General features: G+C 67.8%; 27 protein-coding genes. 11 read left to right on the top strand and 16 right to left on the bottom strand.

All coding sequences use genetic code 11. The annotated features are described in order from the left end of the window. Positions 1-66: 66 nt before the first annotated feature. A complete protein-coding gene (locus JOF42_RS06515; RefSeq protein ID WP_210097118.1) occupies positions 67-894 on the bottom strand; it encodes a sulfite exporter TauE/SafE family protein in 828 nt (275 codons plus the stop codon). Positions 895-919: 25 nt separating this feature from the next. On the opposite strand from JOF42_RS06515, the gene JOF42_RS06510 reads away from it, so the two are divergent. The 6 genes from JOF42_RS06510 to JOF42_RS06485 all read left to right on the top strand — a co-directional run bounded on the left by JOF42_RS06510 (position 920) and on the right by JOF42_RS06485 (position 5,794). Beyond that, positions 920-1,435: a GNAT family N-acetyltransferase gene (locus JOF42_RS06510; protein ID WP_210097117.1), complete on the top strand. Its 516-nt coding sequence runs from the start codon at positions 920-922 to the stop codon at positions 1,433-1,435. A 133-nt stretch (positions 1,436-1,568) separates the two neighbouring features. Then, positions 1,569-2,717, top strand: a complete 1,149-nt coding sequence (locus JOF42_RS06505; protein ID WP_210097116.1) for an ABC transporter substrate-binding protein — start codon at positions 1,569-1,571, stop codon at positions 2,715-2,717. Beyond that, complete coding sequence (locus JOF42_RS06500; protein ID WP_210097115.1) at positions 2,714-3,664, top strand: ABC transporter permease; 951 nt, start codon at positions 2,714-2,716, stop codon at positions 3,662-3,664. Before JOF42_RS06505 ends, JOF42_RS06500 begins: the two co-directional genes overlap by 4 nt. Beyond that, a complete protein-coding gene (locus tag JOF42_RS06495) occupies positions 3,661-4,455 on the top strand; it encodes an ABC transporter permease (protein WP_210097114.1) in 795 nt (264 codons plus the stop codon). The genes JOF42_RS06500 and JOF42_RS06495 overlap by 4 nt, the downstream gene beginning before the upstream one ends. Then, positions 4,452-5,531, top strand: a complete 1,080-nt coding sequence (locus tag JOF42_RS06490; protein WP_210097113.1) for an ABC transporter ATP-binding protein — start codon at positions 4,452-4,454, stop codon at positions 5,529-5,531. The genes JOF42_RS06495 and JOF42_RS06490 overlap by 4 nt, the downstream gene beginning before the upstream one ends. Before the next feature lie 86 nt (positions 5,532-5,617). Beyond that, the gene (locus JOF42_RS06485; protein ID WP_082488216.1) at positions 5,618-5,794 is read left to right on the top strand and encodes a YegP family protein; all 177 of its coding nucleotides are present in this window, start codon (positions 5,618-5,620) and stop codon (positions 5,792-5,794) included. 81 nt (positions 5,795-5,875) lie between these two features. On the opposite strand, the gene JOF42_RS06480 is transcribed toward JOF42_RS06485, so the two are convergent. The 9 genes from JOF42_RS06480 to JOF42_RS06440 all read right to left on the bottom strand — a co-directional run bounded on the left by JOF42_RS06480 (position 5,876) and on the right by JOF42_RS06440 (position 10,506). Continuing rightward, positions 5,876-6,631: an amino acid ABC transporter ATP-binding protein gene (locus tag JOF42_RS06480; protein WP_210097112.1), complete on the bottom strand. Its 756-nt coding sequence runs from the start codon at positions 6,629-6,631 to the stop codon at positions 5,876-5,878. Further along, positions 6,628-7,371, bottom strand: coding sequence for an amino acid ABC transporter permease (locus JOF42_RS06475; RefSeq protein WP_307803560.1), 744 nt, complete (start codon positions 7,369-7,371; stop codon positions 6,628-6,630). Before JOF42_RS06475 ends, JOF42_RS06480 begins: the two co-directional genes overlap by 4 nt. Before the next feature lie 88 nt (positions 7,372-7,459). Then, positions 7,460-8,269, bottom strand: a complete 810-nt coding sequence (locus JOF42_RS06470; protein ID WP_210097111.1) for a basic amino acid ABC transporter substrate-binding protein — start codon at positions 8,267-8,269, stop codon at positions 7,460-7,462. Positions 8,270-8,418: 149 nt separating this feature from the next. Continuing rightward, positions 8,419-8,718: a Dabb family protein gene (locus tag JOF42_RS06465; protein ID WP_210097110.1), complete on the bottom strand. Its 300-nt coding sequence runs from the start codon at positions 8,716-8,718 to the stop codon at positions 8,419-8,421. After that, positions 8,715-9,005 carry a glutaredoxin family protein gene (locus tag JOF42_RS06460; RefSeq protein WP_210097109.1) on the bottom strand — a complete coding sequence of 97 codons (291 nt, stop codon included), beginning with the start codon at positions 9,003-9,005 and terminating at the stop codon, positions 8,715-8,717. The genes JOF42_RS06465 and JOF42_RS06460 overlap by 4 nt, the downstream gene beginning before the upstream one ends. Continuing rightward, complete coding sequence (locus JOF42_RS06455; protein WP_210097108.1) at positions 9,002-9,304, bottom strand: rhodanese-like domain-containing protein; 303 nt, start codon at positions 9,302-9,304, stop codon at positions 9,002-9,004. Before JOF42_RS06455 ends, JOF42_RS06460 begins: the two co-directional genes overlap by 4 nt. 81 nt (positions 9,305-9,385) lie before the next feature. Next, complete coding sequence (locus tag JOF42_RS06450; protein ID WP_003792170.1) at positions 9,386-9,484, bottom strand: 30S ribosomal protein bS22; 99 nt, start codon at positions 9,482-9,484, stop codon at positions 9,386-9,388. A gap of 146 nt (positions 9,485-9,630) precedes the next feature. Further along, positions 9,631-9,822, bottom strand: a complete 192-nt coding sequence (locus tag JOF42_RS06445) for a helix-turn-helix domain-containing protein (RefSeq protein WP_042538977.1) — start codon at positions 9,820-9,822, stop codon at positions 9,631-9,633. A gap of 267 nt (positions 9,823-10,089) precedes the next feature. Continuing rightward, positions 10,090-10,506, bottom strand: a complete 417-nt coding sequence (locus JOF42_RS06440) for an ArsR/SmtB family transcription factor (protein WP_210097107.1) — start codon at positions 10,504-10,506, stop codon at positions 10,090-10,092. A 103-nt stretch (positions 10,507-10,609) separates the two neighbouring features. On the opposite strand from JOF42_RS06440, the gene JOF42_RS06435 reads away from it, so the two are divergent. Next, positions 10,610-12,040: a TrkH family potassium uptake protein gene (locus tag JOF42_RS06435; protein WP_210097106.1), complete on the top strand. Its 1,431-nt coding sequence runs from the start codon at positions 10,610-10,612 to the stop codon at positions 12,038-12,040. Next, positions 12,033-12,704: a potassium channel family protein gene (locus tag JOF42_RS06430; RefSeq protein WP_047520565.1), complete on the top strand. Its 672-nt coding sequence runs from the start codon at positions 12,033-12,035 to the stop codon at positions 12,702-12,704. Before JOF42_RS06435 ends, JOF42_RS06430 begins: the two co-directional genes overlap by 8 nt. A gap of 18 nt (positions 12,705-12,722) precedes the next feature. Here the strand turns inward: JOF42_RS06430 and JOF42_RS06425 are convergent, their stop codons facing one another. Together JOF42_RS06425 and proC are read right to left on the bottom strand one after the other, a co-directional pair. Continuing rightward, a complete protein-coding gene (locus tag JOF42_RS06425; protein WP_210097105.1) occupies positions 12,723-13,010 on the bottom strand; it encodes a DUF1905 domain-containing protein in 288 nt (95 codons plus the stop codon). Position 13,011: 1 nt separating this feature from the next. Continuing rightward, the gene (proC, locus tag JOF42_RS06420) at positions 13,012-13,851 is read right to left on the bottom strand and encodes a pyrroline-5-carboxylate reductase (RefSeq protein ID WP_210097104.1); all 840 of its coding nucleotides are present in this window, start codon (positions 13,849-13,851) and stop codon (positions 13,012-13,014) included. A gap of 60 nt (positions 13,852-13,911) precedes the next feature. Here proC and JOF42_RS06415 point away from each other — a divergent pair, with 60 nt between their 5' ends. Continuing rightward, complete coding sequence (locus tag JOF42_RS06415; protein ID WP_210097103.1) at positions 13,912-14,883, top strand: cation diffusion facilitator family transporter; 972 nt, start codon at positions 13,912-13,914, stop codon at positions 14,881-14,883. Between the two features lie 16 nt (positions 14,884-14,899). Here JOF42_RS06415 and JOF42_RS06410 read toward each other — a convergent pair whose 3' ends face one another. Beyond that, positions 14,900-15,355 (bottom strand): nucleoside deaminase, encoded by a 456-nt coding sequence (locus JOF42_RS06410; RefSeq protein WP_210097102.1) that lies wholly within the window; start codon positions 15,353-15,355, stop codon positions 14,900-14,902. Between the two features lie 93 nt (positions 15,356-15,448). Between JOF42_RS06410 and upp the strand changes: the two genes are divergently transcribed. Continuing rightward, entirely contained in the window at positions 15,449-16,081 is a 633-nt protein-coding gene (gene upp / locus JOF42_RS06405; RefSeq protein WP_210097101.1) for a uracil phosphoribosyltransferase, read from the top strand. Between the two features lie 45 nt (positions 16,082-16,126). Here the strand turns inward: upp and JOF42_RS06400 are convergent, their stop codons facing one another. The 3 genes from JOF42_RS06400 to nadE form a co-directional block, all read right to left on the bottom strand. Beyond that, entirely contained in the window at positions 16,127-16,894 is a 768-nt protein-coding gene (locus tag JOF42_RS06400) for a hypothetical protein (RefSeq protein ID WP_210097100.1), read from the bottom strand. 30 nt (positions 16,895-16,924) lie between these two features. After that, a complete protein-coding gene (locus JOF42_RS06395; protein ID WP_210097099.1) occupies positions 16,925-20,395 on the bottom strand; it encodes a TM0106 family RecB-like putative nuclease in 3,471 nt (1,156 codons plus the stop codon). Positions 20,396-20,466: 71 nt separating this feature from the next. After that, positions 20,467-21,285 carry an NAD(+) synthase gene (nadE, locus tag JOF42_RS06390; protein ID WP_210097098.1) on the bottom strand — a complete coding sequence of 273 codons (819 nt, stop codon included), beginning with the start codon at positions 21,283-21,285 and terminating at the stop codon, positions 20,467-20,469. Between the two features lie 112 nt (positions 21,286-21,397). On the opposite strand from nadE, the gene JOF42_RS06385 reads away from it, so the two are divergent. Further along, positions 21,398-21,955, top strand: a complete 558-nt coding sequence (locus JOF42_RS06385; RefSeq protein ID WP_210097097.1) for a phosphorylase family protein — start codon at positions 21,398-21,400, stop codon at positions 21,953-21,955. Positions 21,956-21,960 lie beyond the last annotated feature (5 nt).

Genomic DNA, 21,960 nt, shown 5'->3' with positions numbered 1-21,960 from the left:
ATGAGGCCCTCTCCTGCTCCGCAGGAGGGGGCCTTCGCGTCGGAGGCGCGATCGCGGGACGGATGCTCAGCGCAGGGCGGCGAGCGCCGGCGCGATGTTCTCGTTCCATACGTCGACGCCGAGCTTCGCGATGAGGGCGACCACCACGACGAGGAACACGACGCGGATGAAGGTCGTGCCCCGCGAGATCGCCATGCGCGAGCCGAGATAGCTGCCCGCGACGTTGGCGACCGCGAGGATGCCGCCGAGCAGCCACAGCACGGCGCCGTGGGGGATGAAGAGCAGCAGAGCGCCGGTGTTCGTGGCGAGGTTCACGATCTTCGCCTTCGCGCTCGCCTGCAGGAAGTCGTAGCCCAGCAGCGCGACGAGCGAGATCACCAGGAACGTGCCGGTGCCCGGCCCGATCAGCCCGTCGTAGAACCCGATCACGAGACCTGACAGCCCCGCCATCACGTGATGCTTGTGACCGCTGAAGCGCAGCCGCGTCGCGGCCCCCATCTGCGGTCGAAAGGCGGTGAGGAGCGCGACGGCGAGCAGAGCGACCACGATGATCGGCTTGAACGCGGCAGCGGGCAGCACGGTGGCGACGGCGGCTCCGCCGAAAGATCCGACGAGCGCGATCGCGGCCATCGGCAGAGCGGTGCGGATGTCGGGTTTCGCGCGTCGATAGTAGGTGACGCTGCTCGTGGCGGTGCCGAAGACGGAAGCGAGCTTGTTCGTCGCGAGCGCCTGGATCGGTGAGATGCCGGGGATCAGCAGCAGGGCGGGAAGCTGCAGCAGCCCCCCACCGCCGACGACGGCATCGATCCAGCCCGCCGCGAACGCCGCGACGACCACGAGGATCAGCGTGCCCCAGGTGAGCTGCTCGAGCCCGAGCACACTGCCGATGTCCATCCGTCCAGGATGTCAGACTGAAGACATGCTCGACGCTCTCCCCCTGTCCTCCTCCATCGACTCCCGAGCGGGCGCCGCGTCCTTGCGCCGAGCGGTGGCCGCAGATGCGGATGCCATCATCGGCCTGTTGTCGGATGACCCCATCAGCGCCGCGCGGGGCGACGTCGCCTCCGCTGAGGACCGCCCTGCGTACGCATCCGCGCTCGACGAGATCCTCGCCGATCCGTCGAACGATCTGCTCGTGGTCGAGTTGGACGGAGTCGTCGTCGGCACTCTGCAGCTCACCTCGATCCCCGGAATGGCCCGACGGGGCGCGAAGCGGCTTCTCGTCGAGGCCGTGCGGGTCCGCAGCGACCTGCGCTCGTCAGGCATCGGATCAGCCGTGATGCGCTGGGTCTCCGATCACGCCGCGCCGGCGCTGGGCGCCGCGATGGTGCAGCTCACCTCGGATGCCGCCCGCACTGACGCCCACCGGTTCTACGAACGTCTCGGCTACGTCGGCTCGCACGTCGGTTTCAAATACACCCTGCCGCACGGCTGAGTGCCCTGCGCCGACCCGCCACACCCCGGACACCTCGCGTTCACCCGCGCCGGGATCATCGGCAACCCGCGGCTCATAGTGTCCTCTCGCAACCCGAATCCGGCTCACAGCGCCGGGCACCGAGAGGACCCTGATGACGAACTTCCACCGCCGCGCGCGCATCGGCGCCGGCATCGCCCTGTTCACCACCGCCGCGCTCGGCCTCACCGCCTGCGCCACCGGTTCTGAGGCGCCCGCTGCCGGCAGCGAGGCGGTCGACGCCGCCGCTGCGACCTCGGTCGAGGACTTCGGCACGTTCGCCGATCTCGAGGAGGCCGCGAAGGCCGAAGGCCAGCTCAACGTCATCGCGCTTCCGCGCGACTGGGCGAACTACGGCGAGATCCTCGACCTGTTCGCCGAGAAGTACCCCGAGATCACGATCAACGAGGCCTCCCCCGACGTCTCGAGCGCTGAGGAGATCCAGGCCGCGAAGACCAACGAGGGCCTCGACACGGCACCCGACGTGTTCGACCTCGGCCTGACCGTCGCGCTGCAGAACACCGACGTGTTCGCGCCGTACCAGGTGCAGACGTGGGACGAGATCCCCGACGCACTCAAGGAGAAGACCGGCCTCTTCGTCGGCGACTACGGCGGATACATGTCGATCGGCTACGACTCCTCGAAGTTCGACGCCCCCGAGTCGCTCGACGACCTGAAGGACGCCGCGTACAAGGGCGCCGTCGCCATCAACGGCGACCCGACGCAGGCCGGTGCGGCCTTCGCCGCCGTCGGTCTCGCCACGGTGCAGTCCGACGGGTCCCTCGACGACTTCCAGCCGGGCATCGACTTCTTCTCCGACCTGCAGAAGGCCGGCAACCTGCTCAAGGTCGACGTCACCACGGCGACCGTCGCGAGCGGCGAGACCCCCGTCGTCTTCGACTGGGATTACCTGAACGCCGCTCACGCCCAGGGCGACGACGGCAACAAGGACTGGAAGGTCGTCGTCCTCGACGGCACCGGCTACGCCGGCTACTACAACCAGGCGATCAACAAGGATGCCCCGAACCCGGCCGCCGCACGCCTGTGGCAGGAGTTCCTGTACAGCGACGAGGTGCAGAACCTGTGGCTCAAGGGCGGCGCCCGCCCGGCTCGCATGGAGGCCATGACCGAGGCCGGCACGATCGACGCCGACCTCGCAGCGGCCCTTCCCGAGGTCCCGAGCGAGACGGTCGTCCCGACCGAAGAGCAGTCGACGAACGCCGGCACGCTTCTCGGCGAGAAGTGGGCAGCGGCGGTCCAGTGACCATTGCCACCGCAGCGGGGGCGGATGCGTCGGCATCCGCCCCCGTCTCCCCCGCAGCGCACAGCGCTGGGCCCGCGAACTCCTCGCGGGCCCAGCGCTCCGCGCCGTCCGTCGCGTGGCTCGGCCTCGTGCCGTTCGCCGCGTATGTGCTGCTCTTCCTCGCGGTGCCGACCGTGCTCGCGATCGGCTCCGGCTTCTTCACGAAGGACGGGACGTTCACATGGTCGAATGTCTCCGCTCTCGGGGATCCCGTCGTCCTCAACACCTTCGCGAATTCCGCCGGAGTGTCCCTGCTGACCGCCGTGATCGGCGCCGTCGTCGGTGCCCTGGTCTGCTACGCACTGCTCGGCATGAATCCCGACGGCGCCGTGCGCTCGACGGTGGATGCCGCGGCCGGCGTGCTCGCCCAGTTCGGCGGCGTCATGCTCGCCTTCGCCTTCATCGCCACGATCGGCATCCAGGGCGTGCTCAAGCTGTTCCTCCAGGACACCTTCGGCATCGACATCTTCGCGAACGGCACCTGGCTCTACGAGCTCCCCGGTCTGATCCTTCCGTACATCTACTTCCAGATCCCGCTGATGGTCATCACGTTCATGCCCGCCCTCGCCGCGCTCAAGCCCCAGTGGGCCGAGGCGAACCTCACACTCGGCGGCACGCGCTCGAGCTTCTGGCTGCGCATCGGCATCCCGGTGCTCGCCCCCTCGTTCCTCGCCAGCCTGCTGCTGCTGTTCGCGAACGCATTCTCGTCGTACGCGACCGCCGCAGCCCTCGCCAGCCAGGGCGCGCAGATCGTGCCTCTGCAGATCCGCGCCGCGCTCACGAGCGAGACCGTGCTCGGCCGTGAGAATCTCGCCGGTGCCCTCGCGCTCGGCATGATCGTGATCGTCGGAGTCGTCATGGCCCTGTACTCGCTCGTCCAGCGCCGGGCAGCGAGGTGGCAGTCGTGAACCGCCTCGCCCCCTCCCCCGTCACCCGCTGGGTCATCGGCATCCTGGTCGGCGCATTCTTCGCGATCCCGCTGATCTCGACCTTCCTGTACACGCTGCGCCAGACCGACGGGACCCTCGGCTTCGAGCGCTGGGTCGCGCTGTTCGATCCGGCGAAGTCGGCAGCGATCAAGCCGATCTGGATGGGTCTCGGCAACTCGCTCATCCTCGCCGTGGTCACGGTCGCCATCGTGCTCCTGCTGCTCGCCCCGACCATGATCCTGGTGAACCTGCGCTTCGCGAAGCTCAAGCCGCTCTTCGAGTTCGCGGTGCTGCTGCCGATCTCGATCCCGGCCATCGTGCTGGTCGTCGGCCTCGCGCCGATCTACCTGCAGATCGGTCGCTCCCTCGGCACCGGCACCTGGACTCTGGCCTTCGCCTACGGCATCACCGTGCTGCCGTTCGCGTACCGGTCGATCCAGGCGTCGATCGACGCCGCCGACCTGCGCACCCTCGCAGAGGCCGCACGCTCGCTCGGGGCGAGCTGGCCGACGGTGGTGCTCAAGGTGCTCGCCCCGAACCTGCGCCAGGGCCTGCTCGCTGCCTCGCTGATCTCGATCGCGGTCGTGCTCGGCGAGTTCACGATCGCCTCGCTCCTGAACCGCCAGGTGTTCCAGACCGCCATGGTCGTCGTCCAGAAGCAGGACCCGTACGCGCCGGCGATCTTCACCCTGCTGGCGCTGCTGTTCGTCTTCCTGCTGCTCCTCGTCATCGGCCGCGTCGCCCGCGGCACCGGAAAGGCCCGCTCATGACCCTCCCCCAGACCGCCGACAACATGCTGCTCGCCGAGGCCGGTGAGGGCACGCGGGTGCAGCTTCAGGACATCGTGAAGAGTTACTCCGGCACCACCGTGCTGCACGGTGTCGACCTCGACATCGCGCCCGGTGAGTTCGTCTCGCTGCTCGGCCCGTCCGGATGCGGCAAGACCACGCTGCTTCGGGTGTTGGCAGGGCTCGAAGGCCTCGACAGCGGCGCCGTGCTCCTCGACGGCGGCGACGTCTCGCGGGTCCCGACGAACAAGCGCGACATCGGGATGGTCTTCCAGTCGTACTCGCTGTTCCCTCATCTGCGCGTCGCGGAGAACACCGCTTTCGGTCTGCGTCGCCGCGGCGTGGGCAAGGCTGAGGCGGCGAAGCGGGCACTCGACGCTCTCGCGCTCGTGGGTCTCGCCGACTTCGCCGACCGCTTCCCGCATCAGCTGTCGGGCGGACAACAGCAGCGTGTGGCACTCGCCCGCGCCTTGGTCACCGAGCCGAAGGTGCTGCTGCTCGACGAGCCGCTGTCGGCACTCGACGCGAAGGTACGCGTACAGCTGCGGGACGAGATCCGCCGCATCCAGCTGCGACTCGGCATCACCACCGTGTTCGTGACGCACGACCAGGAGGAGGCGCTGGCCGTCTCCGACAGGATCGCGGTGATGAACTCCGGGCGGATCGAGCAGATCGGCACGCCCGAGCAGCTCTACACGACGCCGTCGACCGCAGGGGTCGCCGCGTTCGTCGGCCTGTCGAGCGTGGTGTCGGGCGTCGCCGAGGGCGACCACGTCGTCGTCTGGGGGCAGCGCCTGCCTCTGCAGTCTCCGGCCGACGGTCCCGTCGACGTCTACCTTCGCCCCGAGAACGTGCACTTCGCCTCGGAGGCGGATGCCGCGACCGACGCACTCGTGCAGGAGAGCACGTTCCTGGGCAGCATGCGCCGCACGCTCGTGCGCACCGAGTCGGGCGAGCTCGTGCGTCTGCAGCACGCACCCGGCATCCACCCGGCGTTCGGCGACCGGGTGCGGATCGCCGTCGCGCCCGAGCCCGTGGCAGTGCACCCTCGGGGCTGAACCGCCCTCTTTCCCTGAGCCAGTACTCCGGGATACCGTGAACCCGAGGGCGTCGCTCCCTCGACTCCTGAGAGAAAGGACGCCTCATGGCAGGCAAGTTCGAGCTGTACACCGACAAGTCCGGCGAGTACCGGTTCCGCCTCAAGTCCGGCAACGGCGAGGTCATCGCGATCAGCGAGGGCTACTCCTCGAAGGCCGCCGCGCTGAACGGCATCGACTCGGTGCGCCGCAACGCCGCCGATGCCGAGGTCGTCGAGGCCTGACGCCGCCACCCGACACTCCACACAGCGACCCCCTCCTGCTGATTCAGCAGGAGGGGGTCGCTGTATGAAGAGATCGGACGATCAGAGCACGCGGGCCAGGAAGTCCTGGGTACGCGGATGCTGCGGGTTGGCGAGCACCTCGCGCGGGTCGCCCTCTTCGACGATGTGACCGCCGTCCATGAAGATCAGACGTGACCCGACCTCGCGGGCGAAGCCCATCTCGTGCGTGACCACGAGCATGGTCATGCCCTCGTCCGCGAGCGAGCGCATGACCTGCAGCACCTCGCCGACGAGTTCGGGGTCGAGCGCCGAGGTGGGCTCGTCGAACAGCATCATGTCGGGGTTCATGCAGAGTGCGCGCGCGATCGCGACGCGCTGCTGCTGTCCGCCGGACAGGTGGCCCGGGAAGGCGTCGGCCTTCTCGGCGAGCCCGACACGACCCAGCATCTCCTTCGCGATCCGCTCGGCCTCGGCCTTGGAGCGCTTCTTCACGCGCTGCTGCGCGATCATGAGGTTGCCCATCACGTCGAGGTGCGGGAACAGGTTGAAGCTCTGGAACACCATGCCGATGCGCGTGCGCACCCGGTCGATGTCGACGTCGGGGTCGGTGATGTCGATGCCCTCGATGAGCACCTTGCCGCCCGTCGGCTCCTCGAGCAGGTTCACCGAACGCAGCAGCGTCGACTTTCCCGAACCCGACGGGCCGATGATGCAGACGACCTCGCCCTTTGTGACGGTGAGGTCGATGCCCTTGAGTACCTCGTTGTCGCCGAAGCTCTTCACGAGCCCCTGCAGATCGATCGCAGGAGCGTGGACATCAATCAGATCGGTGATCATCGCTGCTTCGCCATCCGTCGTTCCAGGTACGCGCTGAAGCGCGTGAGGGGGATCGTCACGATCAGGTAGAGGATCGCCGCCATGATCAGCGGCGTCGCGTTCGTGTTCTGCGTCGCGGCGTCACGGGCGAAGTTGGTGAGCTCCTTCGACCAGATGAACGTCCCGGCCACGAACAGCAGCGAGGTGTCCTTCAGCAGCAACACGAACTCGTTCGTGAGCGGCGGGATGATGATGCGGAACCCCTGCGGCACGATGATCCAGAACGTGGTCTTCATCGGAGACATGCCGAGCGAACGAGCCGCCTCCGTCTGCCCCTTGGGAACCGCCTGGATGCCTGCCCTGATCGTCTCGGCCATGTAGGCCGACGCCACCAGGATGAGACCGACGAGTCCGAGTACGACCGGGCCGCCGAGGTCACGCCCCGAGATACCCAGCGCGATCGGAAGGATGAATGCGACGCCGAAGATCGTGAGGATCGCGGGAAGCCCGCGGAACAGCTCGATCCAGGCCGTGGCGATCCACCGGAACGGCCCGATGCTCGACAGCTTCAGCAGTGCGAGCACGACTCCCAGCAGAAGACCGGCCACGAATGCGACCGCCGTGAACCACAGCGTGTTGACGAGTGCGGTCGTGATGATCCCGGGGAACATCTTGGCCGCGATCTCGGGGTTGAAGAACAGCGGACCGATCTTCGCCCAGTCGGTGCTGACCGCCGCCCAGACGACGATGGCGATCAGCACCGCATAGACGGTGTACCGATACAGCTTGCTTTTCGTGGTGCGCCTCAACGCCATTGTCAAGGTCTCCCTGCTCTACGTCGCTCGCCGATTACTTCGCGGTGAAGTAGTTGTCGTAGATGGTCTGGTAGTCGCCGCTGTCGCGCAGGTCCTGCAGCGCGCCGTCGATCGCCTCGCGCAGCGTGTCCTTCTCGCCCTTCGCGAATGCGAAGCCGTAGGACTCCCCGGTCTCGTACTCCTCGACGATCTTGTAGGCGCTGTCGGCCTTCTCATGCTCGAGGTTCACCGGCTGGTCCTGCAGGATCGCGTCGATCTGACCGGCCTGCATCGCGGGCCACAGTTCGCCGTCGGACGGGTACTGCACGAGCTCGGCGCCCTTGGCGTTCTCGGTCGCGTAGGCCTCGCCCGTGGTGCCCTGCTGCACGCCGACGTTCTTGCCCGACAGGTCGTCGATCGACTTGATGCCCGAGTCCGTGCGCACGAGGAGAGACTGCAGCGACTCGTAGTACGGCTCGGAGAAGTCGATGTTCGCCTTGCGCTCGTCGGTGATCGTCATCGCGGATGCGCCCACGTCGCAGGTGCCTGCGGCGAGCGTGGTCCCAGACTGCAGCGCGTCGAAGCCGACGTCCTGCACGGAGAGCTTGAGGTCGAGCTCCTTCGCGATCGCGTCGAGCAGATCGATGTCGAAACCGGTGTACTCACCGTTGTCTCCCTCGAACTCGAACGGCGCATAGGGGATGTCGGAGCAGACCGTCAGGGTACCTGCCTCGACGAGGTCGTACTCGTCGCCGGCCGCCGGCTCACCGGATCCGCCGCTTCCTGCTCCGCCTGCACAGCCCGCGAGAGCGAGGGTGGCGGTCGCGGCGAGCGCGATCCCGGCGATGATGTTGCGACGCTGCATGTCAGCTCCTGAAGGACGAGGGTGTGATCCCCACGGACGGGTAGGAGAACATCTAAACATGCGCCCACAGGCCGAACAGGCCGTGGGTGGCCCTCCGCGGATCACATTTGTGTTGCAAGTGTGACCGAATATGACGGCCGTGTTACAGGTCAGACCTCGAAGTCGACGGCCACCCGCGAGGCGACCACGGAACGCACGTATCCGACGACCTCTTCATGCGCAGGGTGCACCTGGTACTCCTCGAGCGCGGCGAGGGAGTCGACGTCCGCGACGAGGGTGACGTCCCAGTTGGCATCGGGATAGGCGACATTCGCACCGGCAGAGATCGAGCGCAGCTGCGGCACGACTCCGTCGAGGGCGTTCAGTCGACGGGCGACCTCGGCGGCCTGCTCGGCGCGCTCCTCGGCATCTTCTGCGGCGAGCTTCCAGGTGACGACGTGACGGATCATGCTTGTTCCTTCTTCAGTGCGTCGTCGAGCACGGCCGCGTCGAGCGCTTCGCGCAGGCGGTCGGCCGACAGACGCCAGTGCGCGTGCAGGTCTCCGTCGATCAGCACGACGGGGATCTTCTCCCACCACAGCTCATACAGAGCGGGGTCGTCCTGGATCGACGCCTCGACGATCTCGATGCGCTCTGCAGCGGCATCCGGCATCTCGGCGACGACCGCGTCGATGATCTCGGATGCCACGTCGCACAGATGGCAGTCGGGCTTGCCGATGAGGGTCAGCGTTGTCACGCCGACGGCAACTCGACAGCGCGACCCTGGGCGATCCACTCTCCTGTGCCGCCCTCGACGTTCGTCGCGTCGTAGCCACGCGACTCGAGCGCCTCGACGACGCGGGCCGAGCGGCCGCCGGCCTGGCAGATCACGTCGAACGACTCGGCCGGAAGCTCTTCCAGACGGTTGCCGATCTCGGACATCGGGATGTTGACGGCTCCGGGCACGTGGCCTGCGGCGAACTCGCTCACCTCTCGCACATCGATGAGCGGGGTGTTCGAGCGCTCGGCGAGCTCGGTGACGGTGATCGACTTCATGGCGTGCTCCTGCGACGAGGGGGAATCCGGGGGTAGAGACACAAAGCGCCCGTCCGGAGACAGGCGCTCGTGTCTGGTCGCTTACTTCTTGTTGCGACGCTGGTGGCGAGTCTTACGAAGCAGCTTGCGGTGCTTCTTCTTCGCCATGCGCTTGCGGCGCTTCTTGATGACAGAACCCACGGAAACCTCACTAAGTCAGTGGCTGGGTGTCGTCGGTGACGGACACCCGGGTACGGGCACGGAAAAATGCCTCGGATCAGTCTAGCAAACTGAACGGGCCTCTCTGTCACCGTACCGGTGAAGTGCGAGACACGCACATCGCAGAGCTAACCCACGTCGGCGATGGGACGCTGCAGTGCGTCGGCGACCGCGGACTCCGGCACTCGGAAACTGCGACCGAAGCGGATGGCGGGCAGCTCCCCAGCGTGCACCATCCGATACACGGTCATCTTGGACACGCGCATGAGTTCGGCGACCTCAGCCACCGTCAGGAACCGGACATCAGGAACCTCGGGCATCCCACGTACCCCTTTCTGGATTTGAGCACACTCTATGGGGAACCTGGGACGCGTGTAAACCCATGTGGCCTGTGTGATCAGTGAGCATCCGCGACGGGAGTCCCAGCGGAGACATAGGATGTATGCCGCATCCGCTCAGACTGCTCTGAGAAGGTGAGCCCAAGACTCACGATGGCACCATCCGAGTCGACGCGGGCTGGGGCCCGCGGCTTCGCCCCTGACGAGAGCCCCCCGATCGTCAGGGGCGACGTGTGTCCGGGCTCGGAGTCAGCCCCCGAGGCGCTTGAGAGCGTTCGCCACGACGTGCTTCGCGGATGCCGCGGCGCGACCCACGACCTCTGCAGCGTGCGCAGCGCCGTCGGGCAGCGGCTGCCCGGGGTAGTCGATGTCGGGCGCGTCGTCGCCGTACGCGTCCATCAGGAACGGCACGAGCCAGTCGTCCACGACCTCGAGAGGCTCCACGGCGAGACTGTAGAAACGGCGCTGGCCATCCTCACGCACGCTGACGAGCTCTGCCTCGCGCAGCACCTTCAGGTGCTTCGAGACGGTGGGCTGGCTGATGCCCAGGTCGGCGACGATGTGGCTGACGCTGGTGCCGGCATCCCCTTCGGTGGTGCGACGCAGGAGGAGCTGGAGGATGTCTCGCCTCGTACCGTCTGCGATCACGTCGAAGATGTCCGTCATGTGATCAGGGTAGTCGTCCCCGGCACGGAGTACCATGACGAAGGCTCGGCGATCGGCGTCGTGCGTCCGCGGATCGCGCGGCAGGAGAACGAAGGGGGACGCGATGTCGGGCATCGTTTCGGCGTCGTCTCCTCGACAGCGGCTCCAGAACGCCGCCTCCTGGGGCAAGCACATCATCACGTCGTCGCCCTCTCGGTTCGCGATCGTCATCTTCGCGCTCCTCATCCTCGTCTTCACCGTGCTGCTGTCGCTGCCGATCGCCTCCGCCGACCGCACGGTCACGCCACTCGCCGATGCGCTGTTCACCGCGGTGTCCACGATCTGCGTCACGGGCCTCTCCACCGTCGACATGGCCACGCACTGGTCGCCGTTCGGTCACGTGCTGATCTTCGTCGGCGTGAACATCGGCGCGCTCGGTGTGCTCACGCTCGCATCTCTGATGGGCATGCTCATCTCCAAGCGACTGGGTCTTCGAGCGAAGCTCATGGCCGCCGGCGACACGAACCCCATGCGGGCCCATGGCGGCGTGGTCAACGAGAGCCAGACCGTGCGCCTCGGCGAGGTCGGCCAGCTTCTCACGACGGTGGCCGTCTCGGCGCTCATCATCGAGGGGGCACTCGCGATCCTCCTCTACCCCGCCCTCGTGATGGCCGGAGTCGAGCCCATCGCCGCCCTGTGGGAGGCGCCGTACTTCGCCGCGATGGCGTTCACGAACACGGGCTTCGCCCCCAATGCCGGCGGCGTGGCCGTGTTCGCCGACGACTACCTCGTCCTGTCGCTGCTGATGGTCGGAGTGTTCCTCGGCAGCATCGGCTTCCCGGTGATCTACACCCTCGCCAAGCACGTCTGGCACGTGAAGAAGTGGTCGCTGCACACCAAGCTCACGCTCGTCACCACCGTTCTCCTGTTCGTGCTCGGAGCCGCCGTCTTCCTGATTCTCGAATACGCCAACCCGAAGACGTTCGGATCGATGGATGCCGCGGACACCACGTTCCAGGCCTTCTTCCTCTCGGCGATGACGCGGTCCGGCGGCTTCAACGTCATCGAGATGGACGACCTCAACGGATCGTCGCTGCTCGCCGCCAGCATGCTGATGTTCGTCGGCGGCGGCTCGGCCTCGACCGCCGGTGGAATCAAGGTCACGACGCTCGCCGTGCTCGCCATCGCCGTGTGGTCGGAGGCGAAGGGGCGCCAGTCGGTCGAGGCGTTCGGCCGCCGCATCCCGAGCGACGTGCAGCGCGTCGCCCTCAGCGTCGTGGCGTGGGGCGCGACCATCGTCGCGCTGTCGACCATCATCATCTCCCAGATCACCAAGGCCGACATCAGTCACGTGCTCTTCGACGTGATATCGGCGTTCGGCACCGTCGGACTGTCGACCGGTCTCACCGCAGAGCTCCCCGACTCCGCGACCTACGTCCTCGCGACCACCATCTTCATGGGGCGCGTTGGTACAGTGACTCTCGCCGCGGCCGTCGCCGCGACATCGCGAACGCAGTACTACTCACTGCCCGTGGAAAGGCCGATCGTTGGTTGAAGTCCTCCGGGGCGACGCGCCCGTCCTCGTCATCGGTCTCGGCCGGTTCGGCGCCGCCTGTGCGGGCGAACTCGACCGCCTCGACCGCGAGGTGCTCGCGATCGACGACAACCTCGAGCTCGTGCAGAAGTGGTCGGATCGCGTCACGCACACCGTGCAGGCCGACGCGAAGAACATCGACGCGCTGCGCCAGATCGGTGCGCAGGACTTCCAGGTGGCCGTCGTCGCCGTCGGCTCCTCGATCGAGGCATCGGTGCTGATCACGGCGAACCTCGTCGACCTCAAGGTCCCGCAGATCTGGGCGAAGGCCGTCTCGCAGTCGCACGGCAAGATCCTCGCCCGCGTCGGCGCGAACCACGTGATCTACCCCGAACGCGAGGCCGGCGAGCGCGTCGCACACCTCGTCTCGGGGCGGATGCTCGATTTCATCCGCTTCGACGACGACTTCGTGCTGGCCAAGATGTACCCGCCGAAGTTCATCCGCGGCGTCGGCCTGAACGAGTCGGGCGTGCGCAGCAAGTACAAGGTCACGGTCGTCGGCGTGAAGAGCCCTGGCAAACCGTTCCGCTACGCCGAGGCGAACACGATCGTCACCAACCACGACCTGATCATCGTGTCGGGCACCAACAGCGACATCGAGCGTTTCGCCGCCCTCGACCGCTGAGCGGCATCCGCTCGCGCGTCAGGCGTCGATGTCGAGGGTGATCTCGACGACGTCGTCGATCGTGACGCCCTCGCGGTCCTGCAGAGCCTTCTTGATCGGCACGATGTACCCGCCGTCCTTCGGCCAGAGCGCGGTCGTCAGCGTCGTGCTCCCGATCGTCACGGACGCGGGGATCATGCCCCACCCGTAGGTGACGACGCTCGCGACGTCGCCGATCATCTCGCTCTCGGCGGGCGGCACGGTGACGAAGTGGAACGGCGCGGGGCCGCGCCAGAACCAGATCTCTCCCGAGAACCGCAGCTGCATGTCAGGCTCCGGCCGCCAGTTCCTTCGCCCGAGCGAGAGCCGCAGCCGCGGCATCCGCGAACGTGCGCTCGAGGTGCGCCTCCTGCAACACGGCGACGGCCCGCTCCGTGGTGCCCTTCGGGCTCGTGACGCGGCGACGGAGCTCGGAGGGCTCCTCCCCCGATGCGTCGAGAAGTGCGGTGGCTCCGATGAAGGTCTGCTCGACCATGGTGCGTGCGTCGGTCTCGCTGAAGCCCATCCCGACGGCGGCCTTCGTGAGCTCCTCGATCAGCAGGTAGACGTAGGCCGGGCCCGAACCCGAGATGGTCGAGAGCGCGTCGATCTGCGACTCCGGCACCTCGACGACCGCACCGACCGTCTCGAACAGAGAGTGCACGAGTGCGAGATCTTCAGCGGATGCCGCCGCACCGGCCGCGAGCCCGGTGACTCCCTTGCCCACCGTCGACGGGGTGTTCGGCATCGATCGGATGACCCGGACGTCGGCGCCGAGGTTGTCGGCGAAGGTCTGGAGGGTGACGCCCGCGGCGAGGCTCAGGACGATCGCATCGTCGGCGAGGTGCGGCCCGATCTCACGGAGCAGATCCGGCACCATCGCCGGCTTCACCCCGATGAGCACGATGCGAGCCTCCGACACCGCATCGGCGTTGCCGTCGGCGGCCTCCGACAGGGCGATGCTCGTCACGCCGTCGAGGTCGGCGAACGCCGCGGCCTTCTCGGGGGTGCGGTTCGTCGCCGTGATGCCTCCGTCGACGCGGATGCCGGACGCGACCACCCCTCGGAGGATCGCACCGCCCATAGAACCGGCACCGAGGAACGCGAGAGCGGGGAGAGAGTCAGCCATGTCGTCATCCTACGGCGGGCGTACCCGGCGTCAGCGGGGTAGTCGATCTAGACTCGTCGCATGAGTGCATCGGGCGGAAGCAAGGCGATCATCGCGGCATTCCTGGCGAACCTGGGCATCGCCCTGGCGAAGTTCCTCGCGTGGGCGCTCTCGGGGTCGGCATCCATGCTCGCCGAGGCCATCCACTCGGTCGCCGACTCCGGAAACCAGCTGCTGCTCATGCTGGGCGGGCGGAAGGCGAAGCGGGAAGCCGATCGGGCTCACCCGTTCGGCTACGGGCGCGAGCGCTATGTCTACGCGTTCGTGGTCTCGATCATCCTGTTCTCGGTCGGCGGCCTGTTCGCGATCTACGAGGCGATCGACAAGCTCACCCACCCTCACGAGCTCGACAAGACGTGGTGGTGGCTCCCGATCGTCGTGCTGGTGGTCGCGATCGGCCTGGAGTCGTTCTCGCTGCGTACCGCGGTGAAGGAGAGCAACCTGGTCCGTGACAAGGACCAGTCCTGGGTGTCGTTCGTCCGGCGCGCGAAGGCACCCGAGCTGCCGGTCGTGCTGCTCGAGGATGTCGGGGCCCTCACCGGACTCACGTTCGCACTGCTCGGCGTGGGCCTGACCGTGATCACCGGAAACCCGGTCTTCGATGCACTCGGCACGCTGATGATCGGCATCCTGCTCGTGGTCATCGCGATCGTGCTCGGGGTCGAGACCAAGAGCCTCCTCGTGGGCGAGGGAGCGACCTCGGCCGATCACGACCGCATCGTCGACGCGATCAACGCCGGCGACGAGATCGAGAAGATCATCCACATGAAGACCCTGTATCTCGGACCCGATGAGCTGATGGTCGCGGCGAAGATCGCCCTGAACGCCGACAAGCCCCTGCGTGAGGCGGCGGTGGACATCGATGCGATCGAGGCACGGATCCGTGAGGCGCTGCCGATCGCGCGGGTCATCTACATCGAGCCGGACGTATACCGACCGTCGCTCGACCCCGAGCCCTCGACCGACGTCTTCGTGCTCAAGTCCTCGGACTGACGCTCGTCCTGCCTGCTCACCGGCGCTGCTCGAAGAAGTCCCGCAGCAGCGCCGTGGCGGCGTCCGCCTCGACGCCGCCGACGACCTCGGCGCGATACGGCAGCCGCCTGTCGCGAAGCACGTCGTACATCGATCCCGCAGCACCTGCTTTGTCGTCCCATGCCCCGAACACGACTCGACCGATGCGCGCCTGCAGGATCGCCCCCGCGCACATGAGGCAGGGCTCGAGAGTCACGACCAGAGTGTGGCCGTCGAGATTCCACGAACCGACGGATGCCGCTGCTCCCCGCAGCGCCTCGACCTCGGCGTGACCTGTCGGGTCGTGCGTCGCCTCGCGGTTGTTGCGCCCCTCGGCGACGATGCGCCCGTCCGCATCGAGCACGACCGCACCGACGGGGATCTCGGATGCCGCCGCGGCATCTGCCGCGAGCTCGAGTGCGCGAGCCATCGCGGTGCGGTCGGCAGCGGTCATGGGTCGAGCCTACGACAGCGCGGCCGCGCCGCCACGGGGCCGTCCCGCGGATCCGATGTCGTGCGAGGGCGTCCGGCGCATTAGCCTGTATCCATGCGTGTCCACGTCGCCGACCACCCTCTCGTCACTCACAAGCTCTCGGTCCTGCGCGACCACCGCACACCGTCGCCCGTCTTCCGTCAGCTGACCGAGGAGCTCGTGACCCTCCTCGCGTACGAGGCGACCCGCAATGTGAAGGTCAGCCCCATCGAGATCACCACGCCGGTGACGAAGACGATGGGTGTGAAGATCTCCGAACCCCGACCGATCGTGGTGCCCATCCTGCGCGCAGGACTCGGCATGCTCGAGGGCCTCGTGAAGCTGCTGCCGACCGCAGAGGTCGGCTTCCTCGGGATGGTCCGAGACGAGACGACCTTCGAGCCGACGACATACGCCGAGCGCCTTCCCGACGACCTGAGCGACCGCCAGTGCTTCGCGATCGACCCGATGCTCGCGACCGGCGGCTCTCTCGCCGCTGCGATCCAGTTCCTCTTCGACCGAGGAGCCAAGGACGTCACGGCGATCTGCCTGCTGGGCACGCCCGAGGGTGTCGCCGCGATCGAGGCGCTCGTCGGCGACCGCGATGTCACACTCGTGCTCGGAGCTCTCGACGAGCGCCTGAACGAGAAGGGCTACATCGTCCCGGGTCTCGGCGACGCCGGAGACCGCCTGTACGGCACGGTCTGAGGGTCTCGCGCCGTCGTTCGCGACCGGAGTGTCCCTCAGCCACGCTCACACCTTCAGCAGGTACGCGCGTTCGTCTCCGTAATGCGTGAAGCCGGCCCGAGCGAGGATCGGCGCAGACGTCGCCGTGCGTCCTTTGACGAGCGCGGTGGTCGCCCCGAATGACGCGCTCACGCGAAGGCGCTCGGCGAGGACGGCGCGATAGGTGCCTCGACCACGGGCGCTCTCGAGGGTGGCGGCGCCCCAGAGTCGAGAGAATCCGTCGACGACCGTGCACCCTCCGGTGCTCACCGCCCGACCGTCGAGGCGAGCGAGCACACGGACCTGCGTTCCGGCGTGGAGCGTCGAGGTCACCTCGTCGAGCTCCGTCTTGAGCCCATCGTCGTCGAGTGGCTGCTGCTGCCACACGGGGACGTTGATCGCGTCGACCTCGCGCACCTGATCGAGCGTGCACACGACCTCTGCCCTCACGTCGTCGGGGACGTCGACCGAGAGAGCGTCGATCGAGCGCGCGAACACGGCCACCGTGTCGATGTGCTCGGCTCCGCGACGACGAAGAGCGTCTTCGACGTCGGGTGCGTCCGAGGCGTTGGTCCAGAACCGCAGCTCGGATTCTCCCCACGAACGCGTGCGTTCGACGGCGCGCTCCACGACGGCGACCGCATCGGCGTCGGAGGCGACCTGCGATCCTCGCACGCCCCCACCGAATCGCTCGGGGTACCGCACCAGCTGGAGATCGGCCTTCTCATGCTCGCTGTCGCGAGGGAACCACACCCACGCGGCCGAAGCACGGAGGATCTCGTCCGTCGTGTGCATCGTCTTCCTCTCCGTCACGCGGCGCCCGGTTCAGCCTGCGGCGCCGACCAGTCGGGCGAAGGCGCTGAGACGCGCCACGCCCTCAGGCGTGCGAGGCAGATCGTCGAGGAGCGCCGGCGAGTGGATCAGGTACGCCGCGACCTGCGCTCTCGAGATCGCGACGTTCAGCCTGTTCTGCAGCAGCAGGAACTCGGGGCCGCGCGGGGCGTCTCGGCCGCTGGATGCTGCGAGCGAGGTGATCGAGACCACCGCCTCCTTGCCCTGGAAGTTGTCGACGGTGCCGACGGGCACATCCGGAAACCCTGCTGCCGCGAGTGCGTCGAGAACCAACTGACGCTGCGCGTTGTAGGGCGCGACGACGATGATGTCGCTCTGCGCGAGCGGCCGTGTCGTGGCATCCGCGTCGTTGTCGGTGAAGGGTCGGCCGACGAGGTCTCGCACCAGCGAGACGACCTCCGCCGCCTCCTCGGGAGACTGCGTGGCGTTGCCGCGATGACGCAGCGGGGCGACATGCAATCCCGGGTCGATTCCCTCGAGCGATCTCAGCTCGGTTCCCGGCGCTGACGCCAGCTGGCCGGCGTAGGCGAGTGCCGAGACGGGTGCCGCGACGAACGGGTGCATGCGCCACGACCGTGCGAGGAAGTAGCCGTGATCGGGCTTGACGACCGCGTCGCCGTCCATGACCCACCCCAGGGCCGAGGTGTCGACTGGTTCGGGGTGCGCACCCTGACTCACCTGCGGAAGCTGCTGCGGGTCGCCGAGCAGCAGCAGGCGCTTGGCTCCGGCCGCGACGGCGATGGTCGAGGCGAGGGAGAACTGCCCGGCCTCGTCGATCACGAGCAGGTCGAGGCCGGCTCGGTCGACGCGCGACGTGTTGCTGAAGTCCCAGGCGGTTCCTCCGACGACCGCGCCGTGATCGGTGTGCTCGCCGAGGAAGGACGCCATGCCGTTCTTGGGTATCACCGTGTACGACGGGTCGATCGAGGGGTCCTTCGGCGCTTTCGCCACCTGCGCCGCGGGCACGCCGTCTGCGACCACCCGCTCGAGCAGGTTCTCGATGATCGCGTGCGATTGCGCCACCACACCGACGGTGAAGCCGTGGTCGTTGACGAGGCGTGCGATCACCTGGGAGCCCGTGTAAGTCTTGCCCGTGCCCGGAGGGCCCTGCACCGCGAGATAGCTGCGATCGAGGTCGAGGATGCCGCGCACGATCGCGTCGATCGTGTCGTCGTCGTTCGCCGGAAGCGCGTCTCCCGATATCGTGCGCGGCGGGATGCGGCGCAGGATGTCGGTCGCGGCGTCATGCGGGAAGCCCGGTGCGGCGGCGTGCACGGTGTCGGCCCACTCGTCGATCGCGCCCTGCAGCGAGACGACGCGCGGAGGTGCGGCGGGTGTCAGGGCGAGCGGCAGCTCGTCCCAGGTCTGCCCCTGAATCGCCGTCTCGGTGATCAGATAGCCGTCGTCGAGCACCTCGGCGACCGTCACGGTGTGCGGCACGTGCACGGCACGCGAGGGAAACTCGGTGTCGAACGGGGCGGGCACCGCATAGAGCGCGAACGGCTGAGAGCCGGCACCGAGCGTGGTGCCCGGCGACACCTCACCGCGCACCTCGATGTCGCGTGACATCACACGACGCCCCTCCGCGACGCTCCAGTCGCGCCGAACGGTCGACGTGGTGCTGTCGATCCGCACCACGTCGCGCGTGGCGTCCCACATCGTCACGGGCTCACGCAGCCGCTGGAAGTGCGACACCCAGAAGCTCTTCGCCTCGCGGGGGAAGTAGTCGATCGCAGCGGCCGCGATGCGATGCACCTGCCCGTCTCCGCCTGCATCGACGGCACGTTCGGCATCGCTGAGCAGCGCGACCGACCGCGGCGAGGGCTCGTAGATCACCTCGTCGGCCTGATCGGGCGGTGCGGGGTTCACCCCCTCCTTCTTCGCGATCTCGATCAGCCAGTTGCGCAAGCGCCGCGTCGACACGCAGTCATACCGGTTGTAGTCGGCGAGATCGGCGAACACCGCATCAGCCTCGGTCTGCTCCCCCGCTGCGGCCAGTTCCTTCGCGGCGACGTACTGGACGATCGAGTCATCGCCCTTCTGCACATCGCTCGTGCGCACATCGTCGCCCATGTACAGCGGCTCGAGCTTCTTGATCGAGTACGACCTCGACCCCACCCGCACGGTGCGCAGCACCAGCGGATACAGGTCGACGAACACGCCCTCGCGCAGCAGCCGGTCGATCTCCCCCTCGCGCACTCCGTGCCGAGCCGCCATCGCGACCAGGTGCGAGGTCTCGTAGGGCGCGTAGTGGTAGATGTGCATCCCGGGATGAGCGGCGCGCCGCACCGCGACGAAGTCGAGGAACCGCTCGAACGCCTCACGCTCGGCGGCGAAGTCGTGCGCCCAGAGCGCGGTGTACTGGTCGGCGTTGTCGACCCATCCGAACAGGTAGTCGATCCCCCAATGCGCGGCGCCGTCCGGCGCGGGCTCGGTGTAGAGCGGGTCGCCCTCGAAGTCGAAGAAGATGTCGCCGTGACTCGGAACCGGCAGCGTATGGATCGCCGCCGCGTAGTGCACGTCGTATGTCGTGGCGCCCTCGGCATCCGCCCTCAGCTGCAGCTGCGCCTGCGCGCGCAGCGTCTCGAAGGTGTCGACGTTCATGCCTTCCGGCGCAACCGCTGCGGCGGCCAGCGCGTCGATCGTCTCGATGCCGGCCGCGCGCAGCCGAGCGCGCTGCACGGGCCGCATGCGCGCGACCATGAGCAGATCACGGTGGGCGATCACCTGCTCTTCACAGGTGGCGCAGCGACCGCATGCCACGATCTCGAGGTCGCCGCGGTCGTCGCCCCACGCCAGGGCCGTGTCGGGCGAGGGGTCATCGATCCTGCGGTCGGCGATGAGCGCTCGCAGACGAGCCCTTCTGACCTGGAAGAGCGGAAGCAGGTCGTCGACGGCATGCGTGCTGATCGAACCGTCGCCGAGGATGAGGTCGACCTCGTCGGAGCGAGGGATCGCCAGTCGGTCGAGCTGGTCGACGTATGCCGCGAGCTGCATGAGAGCCGTGACCCGAGCCTTGCGCGCGAGCTTGGAGTCCTGCACCCGCCAGCGCCCGTCGTCGTCTCGCTTCAGGAAGTCGGCGAACCCGACGAACTCGGGTGTCGCGAATGCCGCCTGGAACACGACCACCGCGTCGGACTCCAGTGCGCGCACCGTCTCGTCGACAGCGGCCGCGAGGGCCTCGGCATCGACCGACGACACCTTCTCGATGCGGTGCACCCGATCGTCGCCCAGGTCGTCGATGTACCGCGCGAGGACGTTCTGCTCGTGGACGTCTCCGAGCAGCGCGGCGCGCGCGAGAGTCGCGTCTTCAGGCTCTTCGACGGCCGGCACCCGGCCGAGCTTGGCGTCGATCGCGCGACACCAGGCGAACTCGCATTCGGCGGCGGCCTTGAGGTCGCTGGCGCTCCAGATGACGCGCTGCGCCTGGGTGTCGATCCGCACGATGCTCCCGTTCTCTCGGATGCTTCGACACTAGCCGCGGCATCCGACACGGGCTCACCGTGCGGGCCGTGTCAGCGCCACCAGGTGTCGTCGGGAGTGACCGGAAGGTGACGCTTGTGCTGGGTCGCGAGGTAGCGCGATTCGATGCGCCCCGCGACCTCGGGGTCGACGGATCGCCCCTCGAGGAAGTCGTCGATCTGCTCGTACGTGAGCCCCAGCTCGTCCTCGTCGGCTCGGCCGGGCTGGCCGTCGAGGAGGTCGGCCGTCGGCACCTTGTACGCGAGCCGATCGGGCGCTCCGAGCAGGAGGAGCAGCGAGCGCCCCTGGCGCTTGCTGAGGCCCGACAGCGGAAGGATGTCGGCCGCGCCGTCACCGAACTTCGTGTAGAAGCCCGTGACCGCCTCAGCCGCATGGTCGGTGCCGATGACGATGAGACCGTCGTGCCCGGCGAGCGCGTACTGCGTCACCATGCGCACGCGCGCCTTGATGTTTCCGCGGTTGAAGTCGCTGATGTCGCTCGTGACGGCGAACTCGATGTCCTCCTCGACGCCGTCGACGCCGTTCTGGATGTTCACCTCGACCGAGGCGTCCGGTGCGATGAACTCGAGCGCGGCCTCGGCATCCGCCGCATCCTTCTGCACCCGGTACGGCAGGCGCACCGCGAGGAACTTCGCCTCTCCGCCCTCGGCGCGCACGCGCTCGACCGCGAGCTGCGCCAGGCGACCGGCGAGGGTCGAATCCTGCCCGCCGGAGATCCCGAGCACGAAGCCCTTCGCTCCTGTCGTGCGCAGATAGTCGACGAGGAACCCCACCCGGCGCTCCACCTCGACTTCGGGGTCGATCTCGGACTTCACACCGAGTGCTTCAGAGATCTGCTGCTGCAGGGTCATGTCTTCCTCCGGTCTGGCCGACGTCAGTATCCTCCCCCAGTGTTACATCGAGATGACGTCGACGGCGCGCGGTCGGCTCCGCGGCGGTCGATCCACCTGAGAGGATGGCGGGGTGAAACTTCTCGTCGCAGCCATGGCCTCCGAACTCGCAGCGTTCCCCGAGGAGCTCGAGGGGTTCGACCAGCTCGTGACCGGCGAGGGCAAGATGCAGGCCGTGTTCGCGCTGACGCGTGCGCTCGATGCCAAGGAGTACTCCGAGGTGGTGGTCGTCGGGACCGCCGGCGGCATCGACCCTGAACTCGACGCGACCGCGCATGAGATCGGCAGCGCACTGCAGCACGACGTGTTCGACCTCGACGGTGTCGCAGGTCAGCATGTGTCTCTGCCCGCTCGCGTGTCGACCGGCCGCGAGGGCGTGCTGATCGCGACCGGCGACAGTTTCGTCGGAGATGCCGGGATCACCGCCGTCATCCGACCGTCCGGCGCAGGCCTGGTCGACATGGAGACCTATGCGTACATCTGGGTCGCGCAGCAGTTCGGTGTGCCGATCCGCGCGTTCCGTGCGATCTCCGACCGGGCCGAAGACGGCGCACTGGTCGACTTCCGCGAGGCGATCGCGCGGTGCAGCGTGCAGCTGCGAGAGGTGATCCGCCGGGAGTACGGCGTCTGAGGATG

The organism is Microbacterium phyllosphaerae, assembly GCF_017876435.1.
GTDB lineage: Bacteria > Actinomycetota > Actinomycetes > Actinomycetales > Microbacteriaceae > Microbacterium > Microbacterium phyllosphaerae.
This window is presented reverse-complemented; position numbering and strand designations above follow the sequence as displayed.

Excerpts from the sequence above, each read along its gene's own strand:
- JOF42_RS06515 (WP_210097118.1), bottom strand. The coding sequence starts at position 894 with ATGGACATCGGCAGTGTGCTCGGGCTCGAGCAGCTCACCTGGGGCACG.
- JOF42_RS06510 (WP_210097117.1), top strand. The coding sequence starts at position 920 with ATGCTCGACGCTCTCCCCCTGTCCTCCTCCATCGACTCCCGAGCGGGC.
- JOF42_RS06505 (WP_210097116.1), top strand. The coding sequence starts at position 1,569 with ATGACGAACTTCCACCGCCGCGCGCGCATCGGCGCCGGCATCGCCCTG.
- JOF42_RS06490 (WP_210097113.1), top strand. The coding sequence starts at position 4,452 with ATGACCCTCCCCCAGACCGCCGACAACATGCTGCTCGCCGAGGCCGGT.
- JOF42_RS06485 (WP_082488216.1), top strand. The coding sequence starts at position 5,618 with ATGGCAGGCAAGTTCGAGCTGTACACCGACAAGTCCGGCGAGTACCGG.
- JOF42_RS06480 (WP_210097112.1), bottom strand. The coding sequence starts at position 6,631 with ATGATCACCGATCTGATTGATGTCCACGCTCCTGCGATCGATCTGCAG.
- JOF42_RS06470 (WP_210097111.1), bottom strand. The coding sequence starts at position 8,269 with ATGCAGCGTCGCAACATCATCGCCGGGATCGCGCTCGCCGCGACCGCC.
- JOF42_RS06465 (WP_210097110.1), bottom strand. The coding sequence starts at position 8,718 with ATGATCCGTCACGTCGTCACCTGGAAGCTCGCCGCAGAAGATGCCGAG.
- JOF42_RS06455 (WP_210097108.1), bottom strand. The coding sequence starts at position 9,304 with ATGAAGTCGATCACCGTCACCGAGCTCGCCGAGCGCTCGAACACCCCG.
- JOF42_RS06445 (WP_042538977.1), bottom strand. The coding sequence starts at position 9,822 with ATGCCCGAGGTTCCTGATGTCCGGTTCCTGACGGTGGCTGAGGTCGCC.
- JOF42_RS06440 (WP_210097107.1), bottom strand. The coding sequence starts at position 10,506 with ATGACGGACATCTTCGACGTGATCGCAGACGGTACGAGGCGAGACATC.
- JOF42_RS06435 (WP_210097106.1), top strand. The coding sequence starts at position 10,610 with ATGTCGGGCATCGTTTCGGCGTCGTCTCCTCGACAGCGGCTCCAGAAC.
- JOF42_RS06425 (WP_210097105.1), bottom strand. The coding sequence starts at position 13,010 with ATGCAGCTGCGGTTCTCGGGAGAGATCTGGTTCTGGCGCGGCCCCGCG.
- proC (WP_210097104.1), bottom strand. The coding sequence starts at position 13,851 with ATGGCTGACTCTCTCCCCGCTCTCGCGTTCCTCGGTGCCGGTTCTATG.
- JOF42_RS06415 (WP_210097103.1), top strand. The coding sequence starts at position 13,912 with ATGAGTGCATCGGGCGGAAGCAAGGCGATCATCGCGGCATTCCTGGCG.
- JOF42_RS06410 (WP_210097102.1), bottom strand. The coding sequence starts at position 15,355 with ATGACCGCTGCCGACCGCACCGCGATGGCTCGCGCACTCGAGCTCGCG.
- upp (WP_210097101.1), top strand. The coding sequence starts at position 15,449 with ATGCGTGTCCACGTCGCCGACCACCCTCTCGTCACTCACAAGCTCTCG.
- JOF42_RS06400 (WP_210097100.1), bottom strand. The coding sequence starts at position 16,894 with ATGCACACGACGGACGAGATCCTCCGTGCTTCGGCCGCGTGGGTGTGG.
- nadE (WP_210097098.1), bottom strand. The coding sequence starts at position 21,285 with ATGACCCTGCAGCAGCAGATCTCTGAAGCACTCGGTGTGAAGTCCGAG.